The sequence below is a fragment of the Paucibacter sp. DJ2R-2 genome (assembly GCF_025717675.1).
Classification (GTDB): domain Bacteria; phylum Pseudomonadota; class Gammaproteobacteria; order Burkholderiales; family Burkholderiaceae_C; genus Paucibacter_A.
Genome location: NZ_JAJIRT010000003.1, coordinates 301609 through 319358 on the forward strand (window position 1 = coordinate 301609; position 17750 = coordinate 319358).

The following is a 17750-nucleotide window of genomic DNA, read 5'->3' on the forward strand; positions in this document are numbered from 1 at the left end:
GCCCGTAGAATGCCGCGCATGAGCTACCAGGTCCTCGCGCGCAAGTACCGCCCCCACAGTTTTGAAGAGCTGGTGGGCCAAGAGCATGTGGTGCAGGCCCTGGCCAATGCACTGACCCAGCAACGCCTGCATCACGCCTATTTGTTCACGGGCACCCGAGGCGTCGGCAAGACCACGGTCTCGCGCATCCTGGCCAAGAGCCTCAACTGCACCGGGCCCGACGGCACGGGCACCATCACCGCCACGCCCTGCGGCGTCTGCGATGCCTGCCAGGCCATCGATGCCGGCCGTTTCGTCGACTACATCGAGCTCGATGCCGCTTCCAACCGCGGGGTCGAGGAAATCAGCCAGTTGCTCGATCAGTCGGTCTACAAGCCGGTCATGGGCCGCTTCAAGGTCTACATGATCGACGAAGTCCACATGCTCTCGAACACCGCCTTCAACGCCATGTTGAAGACGTTGGAGGAGCCGCCGGACTACCTGAAATTCGTGCTCGCCACCACCGATCCGCAGAAGGTGCCGGTCACCGTGCTCTCGCGCTGCCTGCAGTTCAATCTGCGGCCCATGGCGCCTCAGACCGTGCTCAGCCATCTGACGCAGGTGCTGAAGCAGGAAAGCGTGCCGGCCGATGCGGGCGCGCTGCGCCTGCTCTCGCGGGCCGCGCGCGGCTCCATGCGTGATGCGCTCTCGCTGACCGACCAGGCGATCGCTTTCGGCGCCGGCTCGCTGGTGGAAGAGGGCGTGCGCCAGATGCTGGGCACGGTGGATCGCGGCCATGTGGTCGCCATCATCGATGCCCTGGCCGCCGCCGACGGTGCGGCTGTGGTGGCGCAGGCCGATGGCCTGCGCGCCCTGGGCCTCTCGGCCGCCGGCACGCTGGAGGACCTGGCCGGCTTGCTGCAGCAGATGGCCGTGGCCCAGGCCGCGCCCGGCGCTCTGGACGAGACCGACCCCGACACCGCTGAGGCCGAACGCCTGGCGGCGCTGCTGCCGGCCGATGAAATCCAGCTGATGTACAGCATGGCCTTGCACGGCCGCGCCGAGCTGGCCCTGGCGCCTGACGAATACGCCGGCCTGTTGATGGTGCTGCTGCGCATGCTCAGCTTTCGTCCCGCCGGTGCGGCCGGCCAGACGCTGAACAAACCCGCTGCGGCCGTGGCTCGGCCGGTGCGGGCGGCGCCGCCGGCGGCTGCCTTGGCACCCGCGGTCGCACCCCTTGTTGCCGCTGTACCTGCGCCAGCTGCTGCGCCAGAACCGCTGCCGGCACCCGAGCTTCCGCTCGCGGAGCTTGCTGGTGTCGAGCTAGTGCCGCCAGCGCGGCCCATCCGGGTGCCGCAGGCGCAGGAGCCAGCGGCTGCTGCCTATCAGCCGCAACAGCCCGTGCCCGAAGCTGTACCTGAGCCCGCAGCGCCCGCCTTTCGTGCTCGCCCAGCCGAAGCCGCCGGCGGAAATGGCCACAGTGCGCGCCTCCGCCCGCGCCCGGTCGTTCATGCGGCGGTGGTCGAGGACGAGCCCGGCGATGGCCGGCCCAGCGACGACGGTGAGCCGCCGCCCTGGCTCGATGCGCCAATGGCCGATGAAGACGGCGCAGCTGGCTCGTATGCAGGCGGGGCCGCGTTCGACGAAGGCGAGCTGGCTCAGACCCCACGCGGCGGCCGCGAGCCGGCCGGTCGGCAGTCCTATGCTTCCACCGCCGGTGAAGACGTGCCCCTGCAGCCCACCGAACTCGGTGCGCAATGGGCGGCGCTGATCGCGCCCGTGGGTCTCTTGGCCCTGACCCGCGAGCTGGCGGTGCGCAGCGAGTGCGTGGCCCTGGAGAACGGCCCCGACCTTTGCAAGCTGCGCCTGCGCGTCGAGCGTGAGTCGCTGCGTCAGCCGGCCCTGAGGGACAAGCTGCAGGTCGCCCTCGAGGCTGGTTTGCAAAAACCGGTGCAGATCGAGTTGGAGGCCGGTGTGCCTCAGGACTCGCCGGCGCTGCGCGATCTGGCCCGCATCCAGGCGCGCCAGCGTCAGGTCGAACAGATCGTGCTGGACGACCCGATTGCCCAAGCCTTGATGGCCCAGTTCAAGACAGCACGTATCGTGCCGGGATCGATCCGGTCCCACTGAAAACCAACGAACACTGAACCATTGATTGAGGAGTATTGAAGATGATGAAGGGTCAACTCGCCGGCTTGATGAAGCAAGCCCAGGCCATGCAGGACAACCTCAAGAAGGCCCAGGATGAACTGGCCAATGTCGAGGTGGAAGGCCAGTCGGGCGCCGGCCTGGTCAAGGTGCTGATGACCTGCAAGAACGCGGTCAAGCGCGTCACCATCGACCCCAGCCTGCTGGCGGACGACAAGGACATGCTGGAAGACCTGGTCGCCGCGGCCTTCAACGACGCGGTGCGCCGCGCCGAAGAGGTGAGCGCCCAGAAGATGGGCAAGCTGACCGCTGGCATGCCCCTGCCTCCGGGCATGAAGTTCCCTTTCTGAGCGCGCCACGTTGACGGAATCGTCGCCCGCCGGCTTGCTGGACGCGCTGATCGAGGCGCTCAAGCGCTTGCCCGGCGTGGGCCAGAAATCGGCCCAGCGCATGGCCTACCACCTGCTGCAGCACGACCGCGAAGGCGCCCGCCTGATGGCCGGGGCCTTGCGCGCGGCGGCCGAGGACATCGGCCATTGCGAGCGTTGCCACACTTTCAGCGAAACGGCGCTGTGCCGGGTCTGTGCCGACCCCGAGCGTGATGCGCGCCTGCTTTGCGTGGTGGAAACACCGGCCGACCAGGCGGCGCTGGAGCGCAGCAATTCCTACCGCGGCTACTACTTTGTCTTGCTCGGGCGTCTGAGCCCGCTGGACGGTGTGGGCGTGCAGCAGATCGGCGCTGCCGAGTTGCTGGCCCGCGCCGCCGAGGCCGGCGTGGAAGAGGTGATTCTGGCCAGCAGCTTCACTGCCGAAGGCGAGGCCACCGCTCATGTGCTGGCCGAGGCCCTGCGCTCGCGCGGCATCCGCGCCACCCGCCTGGCGCGCGGCGTGCCGGTGGGCAGCGAGCTGGAATATGTGGATCTCGGTACCATCGCTCACGCTTTGGTCGATCGGCGTTGATCGGCCCGGCCTTCACCCCAAGGAAGTCATGACTCTCGCCAACACCTGCATCATCGTCGCCAGCCTGCTGCCCATCGTCTGTGCCGGTCTGGCCAAGTCCAAGGGCTTTGGCAAGCGTCGCCGTGAAGGCGGTTACGACAACCACCAGCCCCGCGCCTGGCTGGCCACCCTCAGTGGCTGGCAGGCGCGCGCCAATGCCGCCCAGGCCAACAGCTTCGAGGCCTTGCCTCTGTTCATCGCTGGCGTGCTGGCGGCGCAGCAGATGCAGGCGCCGCAGGCCACGGTCGATGCGCTGGCCTTGGGCTTCATCGCTGCGCGGGTCGGCTATATCGGCGTTTACCTCGCCGACCTGGCGGCCTTGCGCTCCCTGATCTGGTTCGTCGGTCTGGGCTGCAGCATCGCGCTGTTCTTTGTCGGCGCCAAGTAAGGCGCTTGCCGGCATGAAAAACGGGGCCCTCGGGCCCCGTTGATCTTTGTGACGCTGGCGCCGTGCAGGCTCAACGTTTGATCGATGTGCGCGCGGCAGTCTCGGGCGCCGCTGCGACCGTGAGGGCGCGCGACTTGCTGCTCTTGCTGGCCGGTTTGGCCGCCGCTGCCACGCGGATGTTCTTGCTGGCCCGTGGCTTGGCGGCTGCCGGTTTCGCGGTCTTGCTGCTGGCGAGCTTCGTGGCGGCCGGCTTGTTGGGCAGGTACACCGCCAGCGCCTGGCCGGGTTTGAATTTGGCGCCCACCGCCACCTTGTTCCACTGCGCCACCTGGGCCGGGCTGACGCCATAACGCGCCGCCACCGTGGTCACGCTGTCGTTGCGTCCGGCCTTGAGTTTGACTCGGCGCAAGGCCGGCACATCGGGGGCCAGAGTGATCGAGGCGTTGTCGGCCAGGTGGCTGGAGACATCCTCGCTGCGCTTGGCGCTGCGCGGCACGAGCAAGGTGGACCCTTGCTTGACCAGCATGCGCGGCGGAATCTTGTTGACCTCACGCAGCTCCGACTCATCCATGCCAACCTGCTTGGCCGCCGCCGAGGGGTGCATGGTCTTGGGCACGACCCAGGCGGTCCAGCTGGCCAGCGGGCCACGGTGGGCGTTGAGGTTGCGGGCGAAGGACTTGGCGTTGTCGTAGGGCAGCAGCAGCTGGTTGCTGCCGGCCGCCAGCATCACCGGCTTGTTCATCTGCGGATTGAACTGCTTGAACTTCTCGAGCGTGATGCCGGCCAGGCGGGCGGCCGTGTCCAGGTCGATGTCGCGGTCGATGGTGACGCTCAGGAAGTAGGGGTGGTTTTCCACCGGCGGCAGGGACAGGCCGTACTTCTCCGGGTTCTGCACGATGTTCTTCACCGCTTGCAGCTTGGGGATGTAGTAGCGCGTCTCCTCGGGCATGCGCAGGCTTTCATAGTCGGTCGGCAGGCCGGCCTTCTGATTGCGCGCAATCGCCTTGGCCACATTGCCCTGGCCCCAGTTGTAGGCGGCCAGCGCCAGGCGCCAGTCGCCACCGAACATCTTGTTCAGCCGGCCCAGGTAGTCGAGCGCGGCGCGGGTCGAGGCCAGCACATCGCGGCGGTCGTCACGGAAGATGTTCTGCTTGAGCGAGAAGTCACGGCCCGTGGCCGGCACGAATTGCCACATGCCCGAGGCCTTGGCGGTGGACATGGCCTGCGGGTTGAAGGCGCTCTCGGTGAAGGGCAGCAGGGCCAGCTCGGCCGGCATGCCGCGTTTCTCGACCTCTTCGATGATGTGGAACAGATAGCGGCTGCCGCGCTCGGTCATGCGCTGCACATAGTCGGGCCGGGCGCTGTACCAGGCCTCGGCGCGGCGCACACCCTCGTTTTCCAGGTCTTCCAGCTGGAAGCCGGCGCGCAGGCGGTCCCAGAGGTCGCGGCGCGCGGTCGGGGCGTCCAGGTCGATCTTCATGCCTGGGCGCAGGCTGTCTTCCACGGTCGGCGCGCCGAGCGCTTCGTCCGGGGTCTGGCTGCCCATGCTCAGCAAGAGCGGAGCCTCGGGGGTGGCCGGTGCAGCAGCCTGGCTGCCGAAGCTGCGCGGCAAGGCGTTGCGTTCGCTGGGCGGGCTGGTTTCGCCGGTCTGTGTCGGGCTGCTGGCGCAAGCGCAGAGCAGGGCGGCCAGGGCCAGGGCGGACAGGCGCTGCAGGCCGCAGCTCAAAGTGGGGCGTGAAGTCATCGGTAGTCGTTCTTCCATTGCCGCAGGGCGGCGAAGACAGCGAGGGATGGGGCGGCCGGGGCTTGCAACTCGCCCGCGGCCGAGGGCTCGAGGGCGGAGAAGCTGGCGTGGCGACGGGCTGCAGCCTGAACGCTGGGTTCAGCGCAGCGCAGAAAAGGGTTGATCTGCAGCTCCAGTCCAACGCGGGAGGGCAGGGTCGGTTGACCTTGGGCGCGTTTTGCTTCGCACCAGACCTGGTAGTCGGCCAGGGCGCGGTTGTCGGGCTCGATCTCGCGTGCGAAGCGCAGATTGGCCAGGGTGTACTCATGCGTGCAGCAGACCCGGGTGTCGGCCGGCAGGGCGCTGAGCCGCGCCAGCGAGTCTTGCATCTGCGCCGGTGTGCCCTCGAACAGCCGGCCGCAGCCGCCCGAAAACAAGGTGTCGCCGCAGAACAGCAAGGGGCTCTGGCCGGCTGCGGGCTGCCGGATCACATAGGCGATGTGGCCGGCGGTGTGGCCGGGCACGTCCATCACCTCGATGTCCAGGCCCAGCAACTGCAAGCGTTGGCCTTCCTGCAGCGGCGTGAAGGGTTCGGGTATGTGTTCGTTCGCCGGGCCCCAGACCTTGCCATCGAGCAGGGGGCGCAGCGCTGCGATGCCACCGACATGGTCGCCATGGTGGTGCGTCACTAGAATGCCCCGCAGGCTCAGGCCACGTTGCTGCAGCGCTGCGAGTACCGGCTCGGCCTGACCGGGGTCGACGACGACGGCGTCGCGGCCGTCGCTGAGCATCCAGATGTAGTTGTCCGTGAAAGCGGGGAGGGCTGTCAGTTCCATGCGCAGGTTTTCATTCCGCCGTTCTTCATTCCGGGAACTCCCTTCCATGTGCGCTGACTGGCCGGCCGGTGTCGGCCTGCAAGACCTGACCCCATGCCGCCATCCGCTGCGGCTTCGCTGCGCGGCTCGAGAAGCGAGCTTGGCATGACACGCGAAGCTTCGATTATAGAGTTGGCCTCCTGGCTGCAGACGCCGCCCGGCCAGTACCTGCTGCAGTGGGAGCAGCGGCAGCTGGACGCGGCCGTGGCCGACATCTTCGGCTTCCATGCCTTGCAGCTGGGCCTGCCCGAGCTGCCGGCCCTGCGCGCCAACCGCATGCCGCACCGCTGGCTGGCGCTGGATGATCAAGCGGCTAGCAGCCACGCGCAGATCGCCAGCCCGGTCTTGCTGAGCGAGTTCGACGCCTTGCCCTTCGAGAGCAACAGCCTCGATCTGGTCGTGCTGCCGCACAGCTTGGAGTTGGCGCCCGACCCGCACCAGACCTTGCGCGAGGTCGAACGGGTCTTGCGGCCCGAGGGGCGGCTGGTGATTCTGGGCCTCAATCCGGCCAGCCTCTGGGGCCTGAGGCAGAATCTCGGTCGCTTGCTGCCGGGTGAGCAAAAGCTCTTCCTGCCCTTGGCGGGTGAGTTTTTGGGCTACTGGCGCTTGCGCGATTGGCTGCGCCTGCTGACCTTCGAGGTGGAAGCCGCGCGTTTCGGCTGCTACAGCCCGCCGCTGCGCAGCGAGGCCTGGTTGGAGCGCTGGGGCGGCATCGAGCCCATCGGCGCGCGCTGGTGGCCGGTGCTGGGCGCGGTCTATTTCATTCAGGCGGTCAAGCGCGTGCACGGCATGCGCCTGATCGGGCTGCGGCGTTCGCGCAAATTCGCCCGGGCCGGGGCGCCGGCCGTGCTGACGCAAGCCAGCCAAAGCCCCATGCCGGCCTTGCGGCAGCCCGAGCCACCGGCTCTGGCCGCTGCAGCGCCACCTTCGTCTTCTTCTTCCCTTTGAATTTCACCAGCGACCCCCGACCCATGAATGCAGCAGTTCCCCCGTCCACTCCCGAGGCCAAGGCGCCGGTCAGCGTCGCCAAGCCGGTGGTGGTCATCTACACCGACGGCGCTTGCAAGGGCAACCCGGGCCTGGGCGGCTGGGGCGCCTGGCTGAGCGCCGGCGGCCATGAGAAAGAGCTGTTCGGCGGCGAACGCGACACCACCAACAACCGCATGGAACTGACGGCCGTGATCGAAGCCCTCGCTTCGCTCAAGCGGACCTGCCAGATCACCATCTACACCGACAGCGAGTACGTGCGCAAAGGCATGACCGAATGGATCGGCGGCTGGCAGCGCCGCGGCTGGAAGACGGCGGACAACAAGCCGGTCAAGAACGCCGAGCTCTGGCAGCGGTTGGATGCCTTGCGCAAGCTGCACCAGGTCGAGTGGCGCTGGGTCAAGGGCCATTCCGGCGACCCCGGCAATGAGCGTGCCGATGCGCTGGCCAATCGCGGCGTGGCCTCGGTCGGCCGCTGAATCTGGCCGCAGCGGCGGGCGCGCTCTGTGCGATTGCCGCCCGTCCACCGTCACTGACACCTTCCAGCCCGTGCTTCATGCCCTGAGGCCAGCGGGCGACTTGTGCAGCCGCTAGAGTGCACGCTCGGAGAACCCATGAGCTCGAAAAAACTGCACCGTGTCGTGGCCATTGCGGCCTTGTTGGGATTGAGTGGCGCCGCCTGGTGGTGGCAACACCGCGTGCCGGTGGCCGATGCCATGGCCGCGCCGGCCGAGGGCAAGAGCGCCCCCGCCAAACCCGGCGACAAGAAAGACGCCAAACCCTCCGGCCCGATTCCGGTGGAAGCCGGCCGGGTGCAGCGCGCCGATTTGGCAGACGAGGCGCAGGCCGTGGGCAGCTTGCGTGCGGCCCAGGCCGTGGTTCTCAAGCCCGAGGTCAGCGGCCGCATCGTCAAGCTGGGTTTCAGCGACGGCCAGATGGTGCGCAAGGGGCAGCTGCTGGTGCAACTGGACGACGCCCTGCAACTGGCTCAGCTGCAGCAAGCCGAGGCGCAAGCCGGCATAGCCCGCACTCAGCTGCAGCGCAACCGCGAACTGCTGGCACAGAACTTCGTCAGCGCCAATGTGGTGGACCAGGCCCAGGCTGCGCTGCAGGTGGCCGAGGCGCAGGTGGCACTGAACAAGGCCCAGCTGGCGCGCATGCAGGTGCGCGCACCCTTTGGTGGCCGGGTCGGTATCCGCGCCGTCAACCTCGGTGATTACGTCAAGGACGGCAGCGATCTGCTGAGTCTGGAAGATGCTTCCTCGATGTGGGTGGACTTCCGCCTGCCCGAGCGCTATGTGCCGCGCCTGAAGGCCGGCCAAGAGGTCGAGGTTTCGCTGGACGCCTGGCCGGGCCGCAATTTCAAGGCGCGCATCGAAGCCCTGGACACGGCGCTGGACGCTGCCGGCCGCTCCCTGCTGGTGCGCGCGCGCGTCCTGGGCGCGGCACCGGAGCTCAAGTCCGGCCTGTTCGCCCGCGTGCGGGTGGTGTTGGCCACCCATGCCGGCGCCTTGCTGGTGCCGGAAGAAGCGCTGGTGCCGCTGGCTGGCAAGCAGTTCGTGATCAAGCTGGTCGAAGAAGAAGGCCAGCTCAAGGCCCGCCGTATCGAAGCCAAGCTGGGCCTGCGCCTGAACGGTCAGGTCGAGCTGCTGGAAGGGTTGAAGGAGGGCGAGCGCGTCGTCACCGCCGGCCAGGCCAAGCTGCTGCGCGGCGATGGCCAGGTGGTCAAGGTGGTCGATGTGGACAAGAAGGCGGCCAAGCCAGCCGCATCGGCACCGACCGCAGCGTCCTCCGCCGCCAGCCGCTGAAAGCCCACCGGCCATGAAGATTTCTGAAACCTCCATCCGTCGCCCGGTCTTTGCGACGGTGATGTCCCTGCTGCTCTTGCTGGTGGGCCTGGTGTCCTTCGGCAAGCTCTCGCTGCGCGAGTACCCGCGCATCGACGAGCCGGTGGTCACCGTCAGCACCCGCCTGGTGGGCGCCTCGTCCGAGGTGATTGAAAGCCAGGTCACCAAGCCGCTGGAAGACTCCATCTCCGGCATCGAGGGCGTCGACATCGTCACCTCGATCTCGCGCTCGGAGTCGAGCCAGATCACGGTGCGCTTCAAGCTCGAGAAGAACCCCGACAACGCCGCCGCCGATGTGCGCGACCGGGTCGCCCGCGTGCGCGGCCGCCTGCCCACGGCGGTGGACGAGCCGGTGGTGGCCAAGGTCGAGGCCGATGCCCAGCCCACGCTGCGCATCGCCTTCACCAGCGAGACCCTGGACCCCCTGCAGGTCACCGATGTGGTCAACCGCATCGTCAAGCCGCGCCTGCAAACCATTCCCGGCGTGGCCGATGTGGAAATCGGTGGCGACCGCCGCTATGCCGTGCGCGTCTGGCTCGACGCCGCCCGCCTGGCCGCCTACAAGCTGACCGTGCAGGATGTGGAGGACGCGCTGCGCCGCCAGAACCTGGAAGTGCCGGCCGGCCGTATCGAGAGCCAGCAGCGCGAGTTCAACGTCACTGCCCGCACCGACCTCAACACCGTGGCCCAGTTCGCTGAGGTGAACTTGCGACAGGTGGGCAGCTATGGGGTCAAGCTGCGCGATGTCGCCCGCATCGAGGAAGCCGCCGCCAGCGAGCGTTCGCGTGTGCGCTTGAATGGCCTGCCTTCGGTGTCCCTGGGCGTGATCAAGCAGGCCACGGCCAACCCGCTGGAAGTCTCGGCTGCCGTCACGGCCATGATGCCGCGCCTGCAGCAAGACCTGCCGGCCGGCATCACCGTGCGCCCGGCCAGCGACAACGCGCTCTTCATTGAGCGCTCGATCGAATCGGTCTATCACACCATCGCCGAGGCGGTGGTGCTGGTGGCCCTGGTGGTGTTTGTGTTCCTGCGCACCCTGCGTGCCTCCATCATCCCGCTGGTGACCATCCCGGTCAGCCTGATCGGCGCCTTTGCCATCATGGCCGCCGCTGGCTTCACCGTGAACACCTTGACTCTGCTGGCCCTGGTGCTGGCCATCGGTCTGGTGGTGGACGATGCCATCGTCGTGCTGGAGAACATCTTCCGCCACATCGAGGAAGGGCTGGAGCCCTTCCAGGCCGCGCTCAAGGGCGCCAAGGAAATCGGCTTCGCCGTGGTCGCCATGACGCTGACCCTGGTGGCGGTGTTTGCGCCGCTGGCCTTCACGCCGGGCCGCACCGGCCGTATTTTTGTCGAGTTCGCGCTGACCCTGGCGGGAGCGGTACTGGTCTCGGGCTTTGTGGCGCTGACGCTGACGCCCATGATGTGCTCCAAGCTGCTGCGCCATAACGCCAAGCCCACACGCTTCGACGCCGGCATGGAGCGGGTGCTGGTCTTGATCAGCGAGCGCTATGCCGCTGCACTGCGCCTGGCCCTGCGCCAGCGCTGGGTGGTGGTGCTGGTGATGCTGGCCTCGGCCGGCGGCACGGGCTGGCTGTATATGAACGCCAAGTCGGAGTTGGCGCCGCAGGAAGACCGCGGCGTCATCGTGCTGCCGATCAGCGCGCCCGACGGCTCGACCCTGGCCTTCACCTCGCGCTATCTCGATGCCATCGAGGATATCGCCGCCACTTACCCCGAGTTCGATCGTCGCTTTGTGTTTTCGGGCGGCGGCAACGTGGCCGGCGGCCTGGCCATCTTCCGCACCGTGGATTGGGACCAGCGCAGCCGTTCCAGCGCCGAGCTGGCGCGCGCTCTGCTGCCGCAGATGAATCTGCTGCCCGGCGTGAGCGCGTTTCCCATCACCCCGCCCAGCCTGGGCCAGGGCTTCACCTCGCGGCCGGTCAACTTTGTCATCGTCACCGGCGACAGCTACACCAACTTGGCCAAGGTCACAGCAGACTTCAGCGCCGCTCTGGCCAAGAACCCAGGCCTGGTGCAGATCGACAACGACCTGCGCCTGAACAAGCCCGAGCTCTTCCTCGAGGTGGACCGCGAGCGCGCCGCGGACCTGGGCGTGCCGGTGGACCAGATCGCCCGCACGGTCGAGACCATGCTGGGCAGTCGTGCGGTCACGCGCTACAAGCGCGATGCCGAGCAGTACGACGTGCTCGTGCAGACCGAAAGCCAGAACCGCACGACGCCCCAGCAGATCGAGCAGCTCTATGTGCGCGGCAAGGGCGATGCCTTGGTGCCTTTGTCCAGTCTGGTGACGGTCAAAGAAGCGGTCAGCCCACGCGAGCTCAACCACTTCAACCAGCGCCGCTCGGTGGCCATCAGCGCTGGCTTGGCCCCGGGCTATTCGCTGGGCGAGGCGCTGGAGTTCATGGACAAGACGGCGCAGCAGATTCTGCCGGCCGGCTATGCGACCGAGCTGAACGGCGTGTCGCGTGAGTTCAAGTCCAGCAGTGGTGCTTTGAGCCTGGTGTTTGTGCTGGCGCTGCTCTTCATCTTCCTGGTGCTGGCGGCGCAGTTCGAGAGCTTCATTGACCCCTTTGTGATCCTGCTGTCCGTGCCCTTGTCCATGGTCGGCGCGCTGGCGGCCTTGCAATGGGCGGGCGGCACGCTCAATGTTTACTCGCAGATCGGTTTGATCACGCTGGTGGGCTTGATCACCAAGCACGGCATCCTGATCGTCGAGTTCAGCAACCAGCTGCGCCAGCAGGGCAAGGGCACGATGGAGGCGGTGGTCGAGGCCTCGGCCCTGCGCCTGCGGCCCATCCTCATGACCACCGGCGCCATGGTGCTGGGCGCCTTGCCCCTGGCCCTGGCCACCGGTGCCGGCGCCGAGAGCCGCCAGCAGATCGGCTGGGTCATCGTCGGCGGCATGAGCCTGGGCACGCTGCTGACCATCTTCGTCGTGCCCACCATGTACACCTTGTTTGCCCGCAAGAGCATTCCGGGCGAGATCACGACGCCGGCGATGGCTAGCTGAGAGAGGAACTCGCTGCACCGCCGATTGAGGCGGGATTGTTGGCTGGAGGCAGCACAGTGCCGTCGTTTGCTGACGTTTCAGTTCGACCGCAGAGTGCGCGGAGGACCGCAGAGTCCGCGGAGAGAGAGGAAGAAGATTTCTTGTCTCGGCGTCCTCTGCGGTCCTCAGCGAGCTCTGCGTGCTGCAACTTCTTCGCGAGCGACGGCTCCGTGCCGATGGCAGCCATCAGTTGACCGCCGAGTAAGCTGCTACTTATGTGAGCGGGCTAGGGTTCTGAGCCTCAGCCCAGCGTTTCCAGGGCGAGTTGTAGCGCCTGTTCGGGCGCCACTTGCAGGTCGGGCTGGACGCCGTGCCCGTCCAGGCGCTGGCCGCTGGGCGTCAGGTAGTCGGCCACCGGTAGACGCAAGCGATAGCCGCCTGCGAGCGGCAGCGCTTCGCTCGACAGCATGGCGCCGGCCGTGCGCTGGCCAATCAAGCGGGCACCCAAGGCCTGCCGAAAGAGCCAGGCCACGGGCTCCGAGGTGCTGGCTGTTTGCCCGTCGATCAGGACCAGCAATCGCCCGCGGAAGCCGCCTGCAGGGCTGGCCGGTATGTGCAGGCGTGCCACGCCCGCCGTTTGCAGGGCCTGGCTCAAGGCTGCGAGATCGAGCGTGGCGAGCGTGGGCATCTGCGCCAGCGCAGCCGCATCGGGTTCGTTCCGGCCCTGGCCATACCAGCGGCGTGAGAGGAAGACACCCGCGTCCACCGGGGCCGGGGCCAGCAGGCCCAGCAAGCTGGCGGCCGCCGGCAAGGCGCCCCCGGCGTTGCCGCGCAAATCGATGATCAAGGCCTCAGGCCGGGCGGCGGCCAGCGCTTGCGCAGCCGGCAACATCTGCGCCGCCTCGAGCGCGAAGCTGGGGATGCTGAGCAAGGCCACGCCGGGCCGCGGCCAGCTCAGCTGCGGCAGGGCCGCGGGAGCCGCTGGGGCGCTCGCCGCTGGCGCTTCGGGCTGCGGCGCCAGCAGGGCAAAGTGGCTGAAGCCGAGTTTCGCGGCTTGCTGGCTGCGGTTGAAGTGCAAGGCGATGCCGGCGGCATCCAAGCCCTCGGGTGCGGCCAGCAAGGCCTGGCGAAAGGCCGCAAAAGCGGGGCTTTGGCTCCAAGTGGGCAGGGGCAGCAGGCGATCGCTCAAGGCCAGAGCTTGGGCGTAAACGGTTTGTGCGCTGGGCTCCGGGGCCGCCGCCTGGGCCAAGGGGCTCAGGCTGAGCGACAGCGCGAAGATTGCGAGCACGCGCTTGGCCAGGTGGCCAGGGACATTGAAAGACGAGCGAATCAAAACAGGACTCCTTGGGATTTGCGCCGGCCATGCCGCACGGCGCCCGGCGCGACAGGCGCCAGGGCTGTGCAGCCTAGGGGCTGCAACTCGGCCTGAGAGGAGTCCGACGACCGTCTGTGACCAGGCGGACGCGGCGGTGACGAAACCGCCAGGCCAGGGGCGAATTTGCAGGCCTCAGGGACGAAACTGCAGGGCCTCGGGGTTCGCGCTTGGCAGTTCGGGCGGCAGTTCAAAATCGGCGGACACGGGGATCAGCGCGTCCAGACCGCGCAGGCGGAGCTGGCGTTGGCGCCCCGTTTGGCCCCAGGCCTGGACCCGCTCGGGCGCCACCAGCCAGGAGCGATGGACCCGCCAACAGGCCAACTCGCCACCGGCCAGGGTGGTGGCCAGCTCGCCCAGCGGCAAGCGCAGCAGATGGGCTTGGATGCCGCGGCCGTCTTCGGCTTCAAGCTGCAGGCGCACATAGTTTTGCTGGGCCTGCGCGCAGACAAACTGATCGCGGCGAAAACTCAGCTGCTCGTCGCGATTGCGGCCCTGCACCACGATCAGGGGCGGGGCGGCGGCCGGGGAGGCGCCGGGCTGGGTCTCCGCGTCCGTTTGCGCGCTTGGTCTCGCAGGCTGGACAGTCAGCGCATCGGCTCGCCCTTGCCACAGCAGCAGCGGCAGCAGCATCAGCAAGAAAGGCAGGGCGAAGGCGAGGCTGAAGATGGCGAAGTCAGCCCAAGAGGGCGCGCGCGGTGCCACCCACCAGCAGCTGTGGCCATAGCTCAGGGTCACGCTGAAGCCGGCCCAGATCGCCAGGGCCAGCAACTCATCTTGCAGGCGCCAGCTTGATTGGCGGGCTCGCCGCCGCAGTGACCAGGCGCGCATGGGCAGCACCGCAAGCAGCAGGCACAAGCCGTAGCCCAGCAGGCGCAGCACCCAGCCCGGTGGGCGGTAGCGCTCCCCGCCGAAAGGCTGCAGCCAGAACAAGACCAGCAGCATCAGGCCGGCCGCCAGACCAAAACGCCGCAAGGCCGCCCAAGGGCTGGCTTCGAAGTGCCAGCGTTGTTGCAGCCAGGCGGAAACGGAGGGCAGGGCGGACATGGGGCGGCGGGTTTGAGGCAGGCGAGGGTGCAAGCAAGTAGGCAAGCGAGGAGGCGGCGGATTCTAGAGTTGCTCGCAGCCACCGGCTCCGCCGAACCACCGAGCGCCTGCGGGTTTGCCCCTCGGCAGGCCGTGGCCGCTGCATGCGAATATGCAAACGCACGATCTGGATCTGCCCTCCACGCCCCCTACAGCAAGCCGGTCAGCCGGTACCCTCATGCCCGCTTCAATGCCAGTCTTTCTGCGCCGCCTGGCGCTCTCTTTGCTCTTCACCTGCAGCCTGTCCGAGGCCCTGGCCGCCCCGATCGCCGTGCCCGGCACCTTGCGCTTTTGCGCCCAAGGCAGCCCCAAGAGTTTCGACCCGGCCAACAGCGACTCGGGCATCGACCATGCGGCGACCTATCCGATTTTTGACGGGCTGATCGACAACGAGCCCGGCACGGATCGCTTGATCCCGGCCCTGGCTGAACGATGGACGGTGGCCGCCGATGGCCGCAGCATTCGTTTCAAGCTGCGCCATGGCGTCAAGTTTCACAGCACGGCCTACTTCAAGCCCACGCGGGACTTCAATGCCGACGATGTGATCTTCACCTTCGCGCGCCTGCTGGACCCGCAGCATCCATTCTCCAAGGCGCACCCCATCGTCTCGCCCTATGTGATCTCGGCCGGCTGGAAACAGCTGATCGCGGGCGTGGATCGCATCGCGGATGACGAGGTGCAGATCCGCTTTCATAGCGTCGACGCCACCTTTCTGAACTTGCTGACCTACGCCTTTGCCGCCATCCAGTCGGCCGAGTACGGCGCGCAGCTGCTCAAGACCGGCAAGGCGGCGCAGATCAACAGCCTGCCTGTTGGTACCGGCCCCTTTGTCTACAAGAGCTACCAGCCCGACAGCATCTTGCGTTACAGCCGCCACCCGGATTTCTTCCGCAGTGATCGCCCCGTGGTCGAGCAGCTGGTCTTCGCCATCACCACCGATCGCAATGTGCGCACCCAGCGCCTGCGCCGCAATGAATGCGACATCGCTGCGCTGACCAACCAGGCCGATCTGATCGAGCTGGAGCGCGACCCGGCCATCCAAATCCACAGCGTGCCCGGCCTGAATATCGGCTTTCTGGCCTACAACACCAAGAAGCCGCCGCTGGACAAGTTGGCCGTGCGCCAGGCCCTGGACATGGCCATCGACAAGAACACCTTGGTCAAGACGGTGTTCGGCGGCGCTGGTGAGCTGGCCAACTCCCTGGTCGCGCCGCCCAGCTGGGCCTTTGATGCGAGCCTCAAGGCGGCGCCCTATTCGCCCGAAAAGGCGCGCGAGCTGCTCAAGAGCGCCGGCGTCAAGAACCTGAGCCTGACGCTCTGGGCCATGCCCGTGCAACGCTTCTACAACCCCAACGCGCAGCTGATGGCGCAGATGATTCAGGCCGACTGGGCCAAGGTCGGTGTCACCGCAAAAATCGTCAGTTATGAGTGGGGCGAGTATTTGAAGCGCGTGGACCAGGGCGAGCACGACACCGCCATGATCGGTTGGAATGGCGAGGCCGATCCGGCCTCCACCCTGGGCCAGCTCAGCTGCGGTGCTGCCAGCGGCAGCTTCTGGTGCGACCCCGCTTACGACGCCCTTCTTGCCAAGGCCCGCCAGACCCTGGATATTCCAGAGCGCAAGAAGTTCTACAGCCAGGCCCAGCGCATGGCGCTGGCCCAACTGCCCTGGACACCGATCGCCCACGGCAAGATCGCGGTGGCGGTGCGCCAGCGGGTGCAGGGCTTCAAGCTGGCGCCGGACGGCAATTACCGCTTCGACGGCGTGACGATCAAGCCCTGAGGGGCGGCCCGGGTGAGCGCGCCTAAAATGGCCGGCATACCAATGAGGGACCTGCAGCAATGAGCATCAAGAGCGACAAGTGGATCCGCCGCATGGCCGAACAGCACGGCATGATCGAACCCTTCGAGCCGGGCCAGATCCGCGCCAACGCCGCCGGCGAGAAGATCGTCAGCTACGGCACTTCGAGCTATGGCTACGACATTCGCTGTGCGCCCGAGTTCAAGGTCTTCACCAATGTCTACAGCTCCATCGTCGACCCCAAGAATTTCGACGACAAGAGCTTTGTCGACATGGAAGGCGACCACTGCATCATCCCGCCCAACAGCTTCGCGCTGGCGCGTACGGTTGAGTACTTCCGCATCCCGCGCAATGTGCTGACCATCTGCCTGGGCAAGAGCACGTACGCGCGCTGCGGCATCATCGTCAACGTCACACCCTTCGAGCCCGAGTGGGAAGGCTATGTGACGCTGGAGTTCTCCAACACCACGCCGCTGCCGGCCAAGATCTACGCGGGCGAAGGTTGCGCTCAGGTGCTGTTTTTCGAGAGCGACGAAGTCTGCGAAACCAGCTACAAGGACCGTGGCGGGAAGTACCAGGGCCAGCGCGGCGTGACCCTGCCGAAGACCTGACTCGGCCTCAGTGCCCGGCCAAACTTGAGTGAAAACAGCCGGTGAATCGCCGGCTGTTTCGCATTTAAGTTTCGCCAGCGGCCGGCATCATGGCGCCATCCCGGTCCTGTGCAGGCCGGAATCGCGAGGCCCATATGATCATCCCGCTGCATCTTCTGCCCGAGTTCAATCAAGGCGCGCCGATCCCGCTGGATTTTTCGCTTCCTCGTGAAGTGCCGCAGCCGCTGCAGGCGCTGGGCGAGCTCACTTCGCCCATCGTCGGCCCGGTGGCTCTGTCCGATCTGCATTGCTTCCAGGCCTTGATGGCCGATGAGGGCGAGCAACTCCAGCCCACCCGCATGCTGTATGACCGGCTCTATGCCTTTGAATGCCTGGCCCGGGCTCATGCCTGCGCCAACCCGGGCTTGCGAGCGCTGGCGCTGCGCCTGTTCAGCGACTACCAGCGCGCGGGCGAGTGGATTGGTCTGATGCACTGAGATGCAACTGAGGCAAGCGGCCTCCTGCTTGCCTGAATTGCAGCCAACGGTCCTCGCTTGCGAGGGCCTTTTTTGTTTTTGGGGCTCACAAGGCCGTCAGCCAGTCGCAACGCAGCTGGCCGCGCCGGTGCAGTTGTTGTCTGAGATGGGCATAGAGGCTGGGCATCAAGAAGCCCAGCAGGCACAAGGGCAGCCATTGCCATTCGTGCAGCAGCAAGGAGGGCGGCAAGCCGGCCCAGCCCAAGAGCCAGACGGTCAAGATCACATCCCAGGCTTGACCTTCAAGGCGGTGGCCACGCGCGTGCAGACGCAACCAGCGGATGACTTGAGAGACCTGTTGCAGGGTCATGGACGGCTCCCCGATACACGACGCCTGACGGATTTGTCAGTTTGGCGTCAGATTGAATATCGGCGAGTTGGCGTGCAAGTTCCAGTGCGGTTTGAG

At 67.0% G+C, this 17750-nt stretch carries 16 protein-coding genes; 11 read left to right on the top strand and 5 right to left on the bottom strand.

The features are described 5' to 3' along the window. The first annotated feature begins 18 nt into the window (after window positions 1-18). Genes dnaX through LNV28_RS10640 form a run of 4 tightly spaced genes read left to right on the top strand, consistent with a single transcriptional unit; the run spans window position 19 to window position 3514 of the window. Window positions 19-2109 carry a DNA polymerase III subunit gamma/tau gene (gene dnaX / locus LNV28_RS10625; protein WP_263519721.1) on the top strand — a complete coding sequence of 697 codons (2091 nt, stop codon included), beginning with the start codon at window positions 19-21 and terminating at the stop codon, window positions 2107-2109. A 41-nt stretch (window positions 2110-2150) separates the two neighbouring features. Next, window positions 2151-2477 (top strand): YbaB/EbfC family nucleoid-associated protein, encoded by a 327-nt coding sequence (locus LNV28_RS10630; RefSeq protein ID WP_263519722.1) that lies wholly within the window; start codon window positions 2151-2153, stop codon window positions 2475-2477. A gap of 10 nt (window positions 2478-2487) precedes the next feature. After that, entirely contained in the window at window positions 2488-3087 is a 600-nt protein-coding gene (gene recR, locus LNV28_RS10635; RefSeq protein WP_263519723.1) for a recombination mediator RecR, read from the top strand. A gap of 28 nt (window positions 3088-3115) precedes the next feature. Beyond that, window positions 3116-3514, top strand: a complete 399-nt coding sequence (locus LNV28_RS10640) for an MAPEG family protein (protein WP_263519724.1) — start codon at window positions 3116-3118, stop codon at window positions 3512-3514. 70 nt (window positions 3515-3584) lie between these two features. Here LNV28_RS10640 and LNV28_RS10645 read toward each other — a convergent pair whose 3' ends face one another. Beyond that, window positions 3585-5258: a transglycosylase SLT domain-containing protein gene (locus tag LNV28_RS10645; RefSeq protein ID WP_263519725.1), complete on the bottom strand. Its 1674-nt coding sequence runs from the start codon at window positions 5256-5258 to the stop codon at window positions 3585-3587. Beyond that, window positions 5255-6073 (bottom strand): hydroxyacylglutathione hydrolase, encoded by an 819-nt coding sequence (gene gloB / locus LNV28_RS10650; protein ID WP_263519726.1) that lies wholly within the window; start codon window positions 6071-6073, stop codon window positions 5255-5257. Before gloB ends, LNV28_RS10645 begins: the two co-directional genes overlap by 4 nt. A gap of 144 nt (window positions 6074-6217) precedes the next feature. On the opposite strand from gloB, the gene LNV28_RS10655 reads away from it, so the two are divergent. The 4 genes from LNV28_RS10655 to LNV28_RS10670 all read left to right on the top strand — a co-directional run bounded on the left by LNV28_RS10655 (window position 6218) and on the right by LNV28_RS10670 (window position 11980). Further along, window positions 6218-7060, top strand: coding sequence for a class I SAM-dependent methyltransferase (locus tag LNV28_RS10655; protein WP_263519727.1), 843 nt, complete (start codon window positions 6218-6220; stop codon window positions 7058-7060). Window positions 7061-7083: 23 nt separating this feature from the next. Beyond that, window positions 7084-7578, top strand: coding sequence for a ribonuclease HI (gene rnhA / locus LNV28_RS10660; protein WP_263519728.1), 495 nt, complete (start codon window positions 7084-7086; stop codon window positions 7576-7578). Window positions 7579-7713: 135 nt separating this feature from the next. After that, window positions 7714-8907 carry an efflux RND transporter periplasmic adaptor subunit gene (locus tag LNV28_RS10665; RefSeq protein WP_263519729.1) on the top strand — a complete coding sequence of 398 codons (1194 nt, stop codon included), beginning with the start codon at window positions 7714-7716 and terminating at the stop codon, window positions 8905-8907. A gap of 13 nt (window positions 8908-8920) precedes the next feature. Continuing rightward, entirely contained in the window at window positions 8921-11980 is a 3060-nt protein-coding gene (locus tag LNV28_RS10670; RefSeq protein WP_263519730.1) for an efflux RND transporter permease subunit, read from the top strand. 280 nt (window positions 11981-12260) lie between these two features. On the opposite strand, the gene LNV28_RS10675 is transcribed toward LNV28_RS10670, so the two are convergent. Then, window positions 12261-13292, bottom strand: coding sequence for a S41 family peptidase (locus LNV28_RS10675; RefSeq protein WP_263519731.1), 1032 nt, complete (start codon window positions 13290-13292; stop codon window positions 12261-12263). A 174-nt stretch (window positions 13293-13466) separates the two neighbouring features. Continuing rightward, window positions 13467-14378 carry a LytTR family DNA-binding domain-containing protein gene (locus tag LNV28_RS10680; protein ID WP_263519732.1) on the bottom strand — a complete coding sequence of 304 codons (912 nt, stop codon included), beginning with the start codon at window positions 14376-14378 and terminating at the stop codon, window positions 13467-13469. Window positions 14379-14607: 229 nt separating this feature from the next. On the opposite strand from LNV28_RS10680, the gene LNV28_RS10685 reads away from it, so the two are divergent. The 3 genes from LNV28_RS10685 (at window position 14608) to LNV28_RS10695 (ending at window position 17305) form a co-directional block, all read left to right on the top strand. Then, the gene (locus tag LNV28_RS10685) at window positions 14608-16200 is read left to right on the top strand and encodes an ABC transporter substrate-binding protein (protein WP_263519733.1); all 1593 of its coding nucleotides are present in this window, start codon (window positions 14608-14610) and stop codon (window positions 16198-16200) included. Window positions 16201-16259: 59 nt separating this feature from the next. Then, window positions 16260-16829, top strand: a complete 570-nt coding sequence (dcd, locus tag LNV28_RS10690) for a dCTP deaminase (RefSeq protein WP_263519734.1) — start codon at window positions 16260-16262, stop codon at window positions 16827-16829. Window positions 16830-16963: 134 nt separating this feature from the next. Beyond that, window positions 16964-17305, top strand: coding sequence for a hypothetical protein (locus tag LNV28_RS10695; protein ID WP_263519735.1), 342 nt, complete (start codon window positions 16964-16966; stop codon window positions 17303-17305). Window positions 17306-17390: 85 nt separating this feature from the next. Here LNV28_RS10695 and LNV28_RS10700 read toward each other — a convergent pair whose 3' ends face one another. Continuing rightward, window positions 17391-17654 carry a hypothetical protein gene (locus LNV28_RS10700; RefSeq protein ID WP_263519736.1) on the bottom strand — a complete coding sequence of 88 codons (264 nt, stop codon included), beginning with the start codon at window positions 17652-17654 and terminating at the stop codon, window positions 17391-17393. Window positions 17655-17750: the final 96 nt, after the last annotated feature.